The following is a 12,007-nucleotide window of genomic DNA, read 5'->3' as shown; positions in this document are numbered from 1 at the left end:
CTATCTCAGCATTATAGTCACTATTTATACTAGTGCGATTAAGTTCCTTTTTTATAGCTCTTTCACTATAGCCAATTTTATTGGCTATTTGAGATGTTTGGTATCCTAATTTAAGTAATTCTTCTATACAATATCTATTTGAAAGAGTTAAGTGCTTTGGCATTTTTTAGTTCCTTATCGTTTATTTTAGTTTCGTCAAAACCTAATAAACTATATTTGGAACTCTCTTTCAACTATTTAAAACTTTCAGAATACAATCTAGCTTATGATATCTTTTTGAGCAAATACTCATTATGAAATTATGATATTCTCAAAAAGATAGACATAGATAAACAGATAGATTATTCGTCGATTGAAACGAACTTACGATTTAAAGCACCACCAACATGGAACTTAATAGTACCATCTTTAAGAGCAAATAAAGTGTGATCTTTACCACAACCAACATTTACACCAGGGTGAGTTTTAGTACCTCTTTGACGCAAGATAATTGTACCTGCTTTAACAAACTCACCGCCATATCTTTTAACACCTAAATACTTAGGGTTTGAATCTCTTCCGTTTCTAGTACTACCACCAGCTTTCTTATGAGCCATTTGTATACTCCTTAAATATTCTTAATAAAATTATAAACTAATAGATGAAACTTTTACCGCCGTAAAATACTGACGGTGACCTTGTTGCTTCATGCTGTGCTTACGACGACGGAACTTCATGATCTTAACTTTTTTGTTACGACCTTGTTCTACAACTTCGCCTACAACTTTAGCACCTTCTACAATAGGAGCGCCTATTTTAACTTCGCCCTCTGCTGTTTGACCCATCAAAACTGTATCAAATTCAACTTTCTCGCCAATACCAAGATCGAATTTCTCAAGTTTAACAACTTCGCCTTCTTTAACCTTGTATTGCTTACCGCCATTTTTAATTATTGCGTACATTTATTACTCCATTTATTAGATTTTAAATCCTCAGAACTACCTACAATCAATAGACTTCTGACTTTTTGTTATTATTCCATAGTATCTAATTACAAAACTAGACACCATATTATAACAAAAAACCCAAAAATCACAAGCCTGATTCTATTGCGACTATACATGAAATACTTTCTGCTCAGAGAAAGTGGTTATGAACTTTTAATTTTATAAATGTACTTTTTATATATCTCTAGTATAGCACCAACAATTAACCAGATGATCATTGACTAGCCCTGCAGCTTGCATATAAGCATAAATAATAGTTGGACCGACAAAACTCATTCCCTTTTTCTTAAGTTCTTTTGAAATTTTCTCACTGATAGTAGTTGATGTCGGAACTTGACTATGAGATCTCCAGCTATTTTTAATCTGCTTAAAATTAACAAAATTCCATAGATAATCACTAAGGCTACCAAACTCTTTTTGAATTTGAAGAAATACTTGAGCATTTTTTCTAACAGAATAGATTTTCAATTTATTACGGATAATATTTGGATTGTCTCGAAGAGCTTCAAGTTCAGAATCTGACATATTAGCAATTTTAACAGAATCAAAATTATAAAAAGCATCACGATAACCTTGACGCTTTTTTAGAATAGTTTCCCAATTAAGACCTGCTTGAGCTCCCTCTAATATCAAAAGCTCAAAAAGCTCCCTATCATCATATTTAGGAACACCCCATTCATTATCATGATAACTTGCATAGAGTTCTTGATTAGGTTTATTACCAAAGCAACGATTTTTAGAATTCATAAGAAAGCCCTACATTAATTATTATGATCATTTTTGAAATACTTGTGAGAAAAATAATTTATTGAGTTATAGCTAAATTAAGAAGAATAATTACTCAACTTTACCATGGCACTGTTTATATTTCTTACCCGAACCGCAAGGACATGGATCATTTCTTTTTATTTTTGGACCCTCTCTCTTAACTTGCTGAACTTTGGGTGCTTCTTCTTGCTTTTTATCATCTTCTGACTGGTTATTATCAATAACACTTTCATGCTCAGCTTTAATTTCACTCATAGACTCTTTCCACTCTTCTTGAGCTCTTTGAGTTTCTTCTTCTGTAGCAATTCTTATCTTAGCAAGTGAAGATATAACCTCATACTTAAAGTTATCTAGCATAGTTGAAAACAACTCAAAAGCTTCTTTCTTATACTCATTTTTTGGATCTTTTTGAGCATAACCACGTAAATTTATACTATTACGTAGATGATCGATTGAGCTTAAATGCTCACGCCAATGACTATCTAATGACTGTAATAATGAGAACTTCTCAAATTGTCTAACTGCACCAACTTCTAGGTTTTTAGTTTTCTCACCAAACTCAAACTCTATAGCCTCTCTTACAAGCTTCTTAAGATCCTCTTCTCCTAGATTATCATCTTCTTCATAAAGCTTTTGTAAATCAATCTCTATCATAAAATCCGACTTAAGTGCTTTTTCTAGACCCTCAAGATCCCATAGCTCATGCATAGAGCCCGCAGACACATAGTCATGAAATAACTGTTCCGCTACATCTATACGAATATCGGCAAGAATTTCACTAACATCATCAGAATCTAAAAATGCTTGTCTTTGCTCATAAATAACTTTACGCTGAGTATTCACAACATTATCATATTCCAGTAAGTTTTTACGGATATCAAAATGATAACTCTCAACTTTACCTTGAGCTTTTGATATAACTTTTGACATAAAACCAAAAGCTAATGATTCACCACCTTTTAGACCTTTCTTAACTCTTTCAGCCATACTTTGAGAAGCAAAAATCCTCAAAAGATTATCATCCATTGATAGATAGAATTTACTCTCACCTGGATCACCTTGTCGAGCAGCACGGCCTCTTAACTGATTATCAATCCTACGTGAATCATGTCTTTCTGAACCAATAATGCATAGTCCAGCAGCATTTTTGACAACCTCGTTACGCTTAAACCATTCTGCCTTAATTTGGGCAACCTCTTCTGGTGTAGGATCCTCAAGCTGCGCAATTTCAACTTCCAAATTACCACCTAAAATAATATCAGTACCACGACCTGCCATATTCGTTGCGATCGTTACATTACCTGGATAACCTGCCATGGCGATAATACTAGCCTCTTTCTCATGCTGCTTAGCGTTTAATACATTGTGTCTAATTTTCTTTTTCTTCAGTAAAGTTGATAGAACTTCAGATGCCTCAATAGATGCAGTACCAACTAATACTGGTTGACCTTTAGATATTCTTTGTTTGATATCCTCAACCATAGCATTGAACTTCTCTCTTACACTACCATAGATTTCATCATGATGATCTTTTCTAATTAATGGTTTATTAGTAGGTATAATTATTACTTCTAACCCATAAATAGAGTGAAGCTCAAAAGCTTCGGTATCTGCCGTACCAGTCATACCTGCAATTTTGTTATATAACTTGAAGAAATTCTGGAATGTAATAGATGCCATTGTCTGATTTTCAGCATTGATTTTGACACCTTCTTTAGCTTCTATCGCTTGATGCAAACCATCTGACCATCTACGCCCTGGCATAGCTCTTCCAGTACTTTCATCAATAATAACAATTTCTTGATCACGCACAATATAATCAATATTAAGCTGATACAATGAATGAGCTCTCAAGCATGCATTTAAATAGTGCATTTTTGTAATATTATGCGGACTATACAAGTTATCATCTTCTTCAAGTATCCCCTCTTTTTTAAGCATACTTTCAATTTTTGCATAACCTTTTTCAGTTAAGTATGCATTTTTAGACTTCTCATCAACATAAAAATCTTTTTGCTCTTGATCCTCTACTAGCTCTTCTTTTTCTTGCTTTTCTAAAAATGGAACTAATCTATTGAAAAGATTATACATCTCGGAACTATCATCAGATGCTCCAGATATAATAAGTGGCGTCCTCGCTTCATCAATCAAGATTGAATCAACCTCATCTATAATTACATAGTTACGACTTCTTTGGACTTGCTGTTCTTTGTCGTAAGCCATATTATCTCTAAGATAGTCAAAGCCAAACTCATTGTTTGTCCCATATGTAATATCACAAGCATAAGATTCTCTTCGTTGCTCAGGGTTTAGATCAGCTATTATCACACCTACTGATAATCCTAGGAATTCATAAATATCACTCATTAATTCCGCATCACGCTTTGCAAGGTAATCATTAACTGTAATAACATGCACCCCATTACCAGTCAAAGCGTTTAGATATGCTGGTAATGTCGCAACCAAAGTTTTACCTTCACCTGTTCTCATTTCAGCTACTTTGCCTTGGTGAAGTACTATACCGCCAATAAGCTGCACATCGTAATGGCGCATATTTTTGGTACGCTTACCAGCTTCTCTAACTGTAGCAAACGCCTCTGGAAGGAGATTATCTAATGTTTCACCTTTTGCTACTCTATCTTTATATTCTTGAGTTTTTGCTTTTAACTCTTGATCGCTAAGTTTCTCAAATTCAGGCTCTAAAGAGTTAATTTTTTGGACTGTTTTAGAAACTTTTTTGATGAATCTATCGTTGCGACTACCTATAATTTTCTGTACTAAATTTAACATTGTTAACTAACCAAATACTTAATAGTTTTAAATAAAAATAATAACCTAAATGTACATTATATAGAGTTTATAAGAAATTTAAATTAAGATAGATACATTAATTGTACGAATTTAGACCATATACCTGTCATAATGAGATATTTTAAGCTAAAGCTGTCAATGTTAGTAACACTAAGTCTATTAACATCTTGTTGCTCTACAAATACTCAAAAGAAATATGATATTAGAACAAATGCTGATATTCAAAAGGCGCAAAAAACTAGCAATAAACCATCTAAAATAGAAGATACAAATATAGAATATATTCCACAATGGTTTATAGCAAATCAAGCAAACACAGATGAAGTTTTATATGGCTTTGGTTCAGGTGAAACCTCACAACAGGCAACTCAAAATGCTCTAGCTGATATGATTCAAAGACTTCAGGTGACTGTGTCAACAACAACAAGTTTCACTAATATTTCTAACAACAATAAGGTATATCAGAAACTTATCCAAGAGGTCACTACTTCTTCTGCAGATGTTACAATTCCAAATTATCAAGTAATAAATCAATCACAAACAAATAATACATTCTATATAGAAATTCAAATAAATAAATCACAAACCATAAATGACTTAAAAGATTTAATTAGTAGTAATATCAAACAAGCAAGTCAACTACTCTCCACTACATATAACAAAAGTTCTATTTATAGATTTAATATTACGCAACAATTAGATAAAAATATCAAAATAATAAAATCTAGCCTAAGAGCACTAGTAGTGTTATCTCCTAGTATTGATATCAATGACTACATGGAAGCTCTAAACCATATAGATAATGAACTTTTAAATGTTAAGCGAACTATACAAATATATATTGATAAACAAAATAGTGGCTTCTTTTATAGCTCTTTAGAAAAATATCTACAAGTAAATAACTATATAACCACAGATAATAAAAATTCTGCAAATATCAGTATATCTCTAAAATTAAAAGACTACGACAACCAATTGATTAACAATCGTTACTGTATCAATACAACTATTGAGCTACAAATAACTGATAATTTATCTAGCCAATTAGCTCCTAAACAATATGTGATAAAGTCTTGTTCAAGTAAAGGAAGAGAATCCGCTATAGACAATGCTATTGAAATATTCTATTCTCAACTAAGTAATGCTACCAAAATATACTAGATTATTATGAGCATAAAAATTATTCCAGAAAAAGTTGCTAATATAGATTCACACCGAACTAGAAAAAAAATTACTGAATCAACTTACGCTAGCAAAGATTTAATAGCAAAAGCTGTTAATCTAAGTACTACTATAGAAGTAGCAAATAAACAATTACATAAACTAAACCTAGCATACCTAAAAGATACTCAGCTAGTCTTCTACTCTCCAACTAAGATAATAGTACAAAGTGACAAAGAAATACTAAAATCAAAAATAAAAGAACTACATAACCAGTTTATTACAAAATTAAACCAGACAACTATGTTTTCAAAGGTTGAGAAAATAGAGCTTGTTGTAGACTATTCAAACCATCAAACAAAAAAAGCTGATATAAATCCACCAAATAAAATAGCCAAGAAAGCACTAGAAAAAATAAAACTAGAAATTAACAAATTAAAAGAATAAATATACTATTTCTCAGTAATAGTACCTAAAGCAACTTCCATCATGTTAGTGAAAGATTGCTCTCTTTGTTGAGCAGTGGTTGATTCACCTGTTATAAAGCTATCAGATATAGTTACAACTGCAGATGCATTTTTACCCAACTCATTTGCTGTTGCAAATAAAGCAGCAGTTTCCATCTCAACTAAATCACAACCATACTTTTTGATAATTTTTTTATAATCATCAGAATTTTTTCTATAAAAAACGTCTGTACAATGTGCTTTTGCTTTTTTAAGTTCTATATTTTGTCTTTTTGCTGACTGTTCAAGATCCTTATTAAGCTCTTCTGAAGACTTAACATCGCGTGCCTTATCACTAGTTACAATTTCAACAAAGTCAGATTCACAGTAACTTTCTTCAACAAGTACTACATCATAAACTTTGAGCTCTTCTTTATATGAACCAGCTGAGCCAACACGAATGATATTATCAACATCATAATACTTAAAAAGCTCATAAGCATAAATGCCCATGCTAGCCATACCCATACCAGAACCCATAACACTTACTTTTTTACCTTTGTAAGTACCTGTGTAACCAAACATATTTCTGACAGTATTAACTCTTGTAACATTTTCTAAATAGTTATCTGCGATATATTTAGCTCTTAGCGGATCGCCTGGCATAATTATAGTTTTTGCAAATTCTTCTTTTCTTAATGTTTCTATATGAGGAGTAGGTAATGACATATCTGTTCCTTTTATCTTAATTTCGCTGAAGATATATTAGCATAAATTCTACAAAAATCTTAATTTTATAGCTTTTAATATCATTAACTTTAATTAAAGTATTCACTTTAGAATTATTATTAATAGATATTAGATTTTGCAATGAATATTTTTAGAATTAGAATATGAGTTTTTAGAGAAAGTCTTAAGTCTCTATATTTAAAGATCATTTTTAGGATTAGCTTCATCAGAGGTATCAGGAGCATCCTCATCTGGTACAGTAGGAGCTATGACCTTTGCAGCTTCAGCGTTTGGTTTGTAACTATCTCCGTACTCTCCTGGTTCACGTACATCACGGCGCGCCATTAAATCATCTACCTGTAATGCGTCTATAGTTTCATATTTCATAAGAGCGTCTGCCATAGCATGAAGTATATCAACATTATCTTCTAATAACTTTTTAGCCTTGTTATAGCTCTTATCAATCAATTTGCGTACTTCTGTATCTACCTCACGGATAGTAAAATCTGACATCTTGACAGATTTACCACCACTTCCGCCAAATGGTCCTTCATCTTCAACATCATATAAGACTGTTCCCATAGTATCTGATAAACCCCAACGTGCTACATAGTTACGCGCAATATCAGTAGCAACTTGGATATCATTAGAAGCTCCTGTAGTAACATGGTCATAACCAAATATAAGCTCTTCAGCGATTCTACCACCAAATATACTACATAGACGTCCATGTAGAATAAGCCTACTTTGACTAACAGTATCACCCTCCGGCATATACATAGTCACACCAAGAGCTCTGCCTCTAGGTATAATACTTACCTTGTATACTGGATCATGTTCAGGCATCAACTTACCAATGATAGCATGACCTGCCTCATGATATGCAGTAAGCTTCTTCTCTTTTTCAGTCATAGCCATACTTCTTCTTTCTGAGCCCATCAAGATTTTATCTTTAGCCTTTTCAAAATCTGCCATGCTAATCTTATCTTTAGACTCTCTTGCAGCAAAAAGTGCTGCTTCATTTACAAGGTTAGCAAGCTCAGCACCAGAAAATCCTGGTGTACCACGCGCTATCCAGTCAGCTCTAACATCATCACCTAGAGCTACTTTTTTCATATGAACTTTAAGTATAGCTTCACGACCTTTAACCGTTGGCAAACCTACATTTACTTGTCTATCAAACCTACCTGGTCTTAATAATGCCTTATCTAAAACATCTGGTCTGTTAGTAGCAGCAATAACTATAACGCCTTCATTATCAGCAAAACCATCCATTTCAACAAGCATTTGGTTTAAAGTCTGTTCACGCTCATCATTGCCACCACCCATACCTGAGCCACGATGACGTCCTACTGCATCTATCTCATCAATAAATACTAGACAAGGTGCTTTTTTCTTAGCTTGATCAAACATATCGCGTACACGAGATGCACCAACACCAACAAACATCTCTACAAAGTCAGAGCCCGAAATCGAGAAAAATGGTACCTTAGCTTCACCAGCTATAGCTCTTGCTAGAAGTGTCTTACCTGTTCCTGGAGGTCCGACCATTAAGACACCTTTTGGAATTTTACCACCAATTTTTTCATATTTTTTTGGCTCACGTAAAAAGTCAACGATCTCAGCTACTTCTTCTTTAGCTTCATCGACACCAGCCACATCTTCCAAAGTTACTTTGATTTCATCTTCGCCTAAAAGTTTAGCTTTACTCTTACCTACAGAGAAAGGACCACCTTTACTACCACCACCGGCTTTCATCATCATATAGATGAAGAAGCCAAAGATTAGTAGCATAGGCAACCAATTCAATAAGAATGCTAAAAATATATTTGGCTTCTCAGGTGCTTTTGCTTTAATAACAGCTTTGCTATCCTCTAACTTGTTGACTAAACTACCATCAAGTAGCGGAGCATAAGTCACAAAGCTTTCGCCATCTTCTGTCTTACCAGTGATAGTTCTACCATCAACGTCTACTACGCTAATCTTATTATCTTTAAGCTTTGTTACAAATGAGGAGTAGTTAATACTTTTAGATGAGCTATTCGTATCATTGATACCATTGAAAAGCAGTAGCATCCCACCAATGATTAAAATCCAAAAAATAATATTTTTAAGCATATTATTTTTATTATCATTATTTTGTGCCATATATTTATTTTACCTTTTTCTTCCTTATGAAGTTTTAATACTAAAATCCAACTAATACTATAGTAAAAAATTCGATTATTAGCTAGTCGTTTTGCCAAATTAACATATTATTAATGCAATAATTCTTTTAAGTATTTACCTGTGTATGATTTTTTGCACTTAGCAATGTCTTCAGGCGTTCCTTCAAAAATTATCTGCCCACCTTTACTTCCGCCCTCTGGACCTAAATCTACTATCCAATCAGCCATTTTAATAACATCAAGATTATGCTCAATAATTACTACTGTATTACCTCTATCACGTAAATCCATAATTACTTTTAGAAGTTGATGGATATCATAGAAATGTAGTCCTGTTGTTGGTTCATCAAGTATATATAAGGTTTTGCCAGTAGATCGCTTAGATAGCTCTTTAGCAAGTTTAACTCTCTGAGCCTCTCCCCCAGATAAAGTAGTCGCACTTTGGCCTAACTTAATATAAGACAATCCAACGTTCATTAAAGCTTCTAATTTAGTCTTGATACTCGGAACAGCTTCATAAAACCCTAGAGCATCATCTACAGTCATTTCTAATACTTCGTATATATTTTTTCCTTTGTACTGTACGGCAAGAGTTTCACGATTATAACGCTTTCCTTCACAAACATCACAAGCAACATAAACATCTGCCAAGAAGTGCATTTCAACTTTTATAACGCCATCACCTTGACAAGCTTCACATCTACCACCACGCACATTAAAACTAAATCTGCCAGCAGTATAACCCCTTGATCTTGATTCTACAGTAGCTGCAAATAACTCTCTTATAGGAGTAAAAACACCTGTGTATGTAGCTGGATTAGAACGAGGAGTACGTCCTATTGGCGACTGATCAATATCAATAACCTTATCTAAGTGGTTAAATCCTTTGTGAGATTTATATTCCATAGGTACAAGCGTACTTCTGTTTAGTAATCTAGATGCCAAAGGATATAGTGTCCTATTTATCAAAGTTGATTTACCAGAACCTGATACCCCTGTTACACAAGTCAAAGCTCCTACTGGAATTTTTAAATTATCGCCTTGTAAATTATTTCCAGTAGCACCATTTATTTCAATATAACGATTTTTACTAGTTTTTAGCCTAGTATTTGGAACTTCTATTTTCTTACGACCACTTAAGTAATCAGCAGTCAAAGATTTTTTATTTTTGATAATTGCCTGATAATCACCAGATACTACTACTTCGCCACCATGAACACCAGCCATTGGTCCCATATCAATAATATAATCCGCTTGTTTAATTGCATCTTCATCATGTTCAACGACGATAACTGTATTACCTAGATCCTTAAGATTATGCAACGCATCTAAAAGACGTTGATTATCTCTTTGATGAAGTCCGATAGATGGCTCATCTAATATATACATAACTCCTACTAGACCAGCACCAATTTGACTAGCTAGCCTAATGCGCTGTGCTTCACCACCTGAAAGAGTATCAGTTTGTCTTGAAAGGCTTAAATACTCCAAACCAACATTTGCTAAAAATTCGACTCTTAATCTAATCTCTTTAAGTAAATTCTCTGCAATAACTTTTTGCTGTCCGACAAATTCTAATTCATCAAGCCACTTTAATAAATCATCTATAGACAAGGCACATACATCTGCTATATTTTTATCTTCTATAAATATATTTCTAGCATATTCATTAATTCTAGCACCATTACAAGACTTACATTTGAGATTACTCATAAGCTCATATAGGTCTTTTTTGACCATATCAGAATCAGACTCATAGTATCTACGCTCAAAGTGAGGTATAACTCCCTCAAATGGCTTGACCCTAGTTTGCCTACCGCCTCTAATTGAATCAACAGTCATCTTAATAGTCTCATCACCTGAGCCATATAAGATTACTTCTTGAATCTTTTTAGATAATTTTTCAAAAGGTTCATCTAATGAGAACTTATAATGCTCAGCTAAAGATTCCAATTGTGAGTAATAATACTGATTTGTTTTATTCAACTTAACAATTGCTCCATGTTTAAGTGAAATTGCTGGATCTATTATTACTTTTTTCTCATCAAAAAATTCTTTGACTCCTAGACCATCGCAACTACTACAAGCTCCTAACGGACTATTGAATGAAAAAATTCTTGGTGATAACTCTTTAAGAGAATAATCACACAACGGACAGGCATGCTTAGATGAGAATAAAATATCATCAGCAGTTTCGTTAGTCATATCTACTAATTTGACGACACCATTACCAAGATCTAAAGCAGTTTCTATAGACTCTGCAATTCGTTGCTCATTATCTTTTTTAGGCTTAAACCTATCAACCACAACTTCTATGTTATGTTTCTTGTAGCGATCTAACTCTAGATAATCTTCATCTAAATTAAAAAACTCTCCATTTATACGTACACGAATATACCCCTGTGCTAATATCTTATCTAATAGAGTATGATGAGTTCCTTTCTTTTGAGAAATAATTGGAGCTAATATCATTAAGCGTGTATTTTCATCAAACTCTAGGATTTTATCAACCATCTGACTGATTGTCTGTGCTTTAAGTTCTATTTGATGAACTGGACATTTAGCCGTTCCTGCCCTAGCAAAAAATACCCTCAGATAATCATATATCTCAGTAACTGTACCGACGGTAGATCTCGGATTATGAGATGTTGTTTTTTGATCAATTGAAATAGCAGGAGATAGACCTTCTATATGCTCAACATCTGGCTTATCCATCATCGATAAAAACTGTCTAGCATAGGAAGATAGCGACTCAACATAACGTCTTTGTCCTTCTGCATACAAAGTATCAAATGCTAGTGAAGATTTACCAGAACCGCTTAATCCTGTAATAACAGTAAGCTTATCTCTAGGTATTTCAACATCGATATTTTTTAGATTATGGGTTTTTGCACCCTTGATGATAATTTTTTTCATAAAGAATTTTTTAGAGGAATAT

At 33.3% G+C, this 12,007-nt stretch carries 10 protein-coding genes; 2 read left to right on the top strand and 8 right to left on the bottom strand.

The genetic code is table 11. The features are described from left to right. From F8C69_RS00960 to secA, 5 genes are all read right to left on the bottom strand, one after another. A partial coding sequence (locus F8C69_RS00960) for a helix-turn-helix domain-containing protein (protein WP_159183823.1) occupies nt 1-163 on the bottom strand: 163 nt, incomplete at its 3' end. 178 nt (nt 164-341) lie between these two features. After that, entirely contained in the window at nt 342-596 is a 255-nt protein-coding gene (gene rpmA / locus F8C69_RS00955) for a 50S ribosomal protein L27 (RefSeq protein WP_159183850.1), read from the bottom strand. Nucleotides 597-626: 30 nt separating this feature from the next. Continuing rightward, the gene (rplU, locus tag F8C69_RS00950) at nt 627-941 is read right to left on the bottom strand and encodes a 50S ribosomal protein L21 (RefSeq protein ID WP_004288036.1); all 315 of its coding nucleotides are present in this window, start codon (nt 939-941) and stop codon (nt 627-629) included. A gap of 219 nt (nt 942-1,160) precedes the next feature. Then, entirely contained in the window at nt 1,161-1,733 is a 573-nt protein-coding gene (locus tag F8C69_RS00945; protein ID WP_159183849.1) for a DNA-3-methyladenine glycosylase I, read from the bottom strand. A gap of 90 nt (nt 1,734-1,823) precedes the next feature. Beyond that, the gene (gene secA / locus F8C69_RS00940) at nt 1,824-4,544 is read right to left on the bottom strand and encodes a preprotein translocase subunit SecA (protein WP_159183848.1); all 2,721 of its coding nucleotides are present in this window, start codon (nt 4,542-4,544) and stop codon (nt 1,824-1,826) included. 132 nt (nt 4,545-4,676) lie between these two features. On the opposite strand from secA, the gene F8C69_RS00935 reads away from it, so the two are divergent. Further along, a complete protein-coding gene (locus tag F8C69_RS00935) occupies nt 4,677-5,726 on the top strand; it encodes an LPP20 family lipoprotein (RefSeq protein ID WP_159183847.1) in 1,050 nt (349 codons plus the stop codon). Nucleotides 5,727-5,732: 6 nt separating this feature from the next. Next, nucleotides 5,733-6,173 carry a hypothetical protein gene (locus F8C69_RS00930; RefSeq protein WP_159183846.1) on the top strand — a complete coding sequence of 147 codons (441 nt, stop codon included), beginning with the start codon at nt 5,733-5,735 and terminating at the stop codon, nt 6,171-6,173. A 5-nt stretch (nt 6,174-6,178) separates the two neighbouring features. On the opposite strand, the gene deoD is transcribed toward F8C69_RS00930, so the two are convergent. From deoD to uvrA, 3 genes are all read right to left on the bottom strand, one after another. After that, complete coding sequence (gene deoD, locus F8C69_RS00925) at nt 6,179-6,901, bottom strand: purine-nucleoside phosphorylase (protein WP_159183845.1); 723 nt, start codon at nt 6,899-6,901, stop codon at nt 6,179-6,181. Nucleotides 6,902-7,099: 198 nt separating this feature from the next. After that, nucleotides 7,100-9,049 carry an ATP-dependent zinc metalloprotease FtsH gene (gene ftsH / locus F8C69_RS00920; protein ID WP_192189616.1) on the bottom strand — a complete coding sequence of 650 codons (1,950 nt, stop codon included), beginning with the start codon at nt 9,047-9,049 and terminating at the stop codon, nt 7,100-7,102. A 110-nt stretch (nt 9,050-9,159) separates the two neighbouring features. Then, nucleotides 9,160-11,985 (bottom strand): excinuclease ABC subunit UvrA, encoded by a 2,826-nt coding sequence (gene uvrA, locus F8C69_RS00915; RefSeq protein WP_159183844.1) that lies wholly within the window; start codon nt 11,983-11,985, stop codon nt 9,160-9,162. Between the last annotated feature and the right edge of the window lie 22 nt (nt 11,986-12,007).

The organism is Francisella noatunensis subsp. noatunensis, from assembly GCF_009823375.1.
GTDB lineage: Bacteria > Pseudomonadota > Gammaproteobacteria > Francisellales > Francisellaceae > Francisella > Francisella noatunensis.
Note: the sequence above shows the minus strand (reverse complement) of the source record. Positions and strands in the feature narration are given on the sequence as shown.

Coding starts and splice junctions, on each gene's coding strand:
- rpmA (WP_159183850.1), bottom strand. CDS start 596: ATGGCTCATAAGAAAGCTGGTGGTAGTACTAGAAACGGAAGAGATTCA.
- rplU (WP_004288036.1), bottom strand. CDS start 941: ATGTACGCAATAATTAAAAATGGCGGTAAGCAATACAAGGTTAAAGAA.
- F8C69_RS00945 (WP_159183849.1), bottom strand. CDS start 1,733: ATGAATTCTAAAAATCGTTGCTTTGGTAATAAACCTAATCAAGAACTC.
- secA (WP_159183848.1), bottom strand. CDS start 4,544: ATGTTAAATTTAGTACAGAAAATTATAGGTAGTCGCAACGATAGATTC.
- F8C69_RS00935 (WP_159183847.1), top strand. CDS start 4,677: ATGAGATATTTTAAGCTAAAGCTGTCAATGTTAGTAACACTAAGTCTA.
- F8C69_RS00930 (WP_159183846.1), top strand. CDS start 5,733: ATGAGCATAAAAATTATTCCAGAAAAAGTTGCTAATATAGATTCACAC.
- deoD (WP_159183845.1), bottom strand. CDS start 6,901: ATGTCATTACCTACTCCTCATATAGAAACATTAAGAAAAGAAGAATTT.
- ftsH (WP_192189616.1), bottom strand. CDS start 9,049: ATGGCACAAAATAATGATAATAAAAATAATATGCTTAAAAATATTATT.
- uvrA (WP_159183844.1), bottom strand. CDS start 11,985: ATGAAAAAAATTATCATCAAGGGTGCAAAAACCCATAATCTAAAAAAT.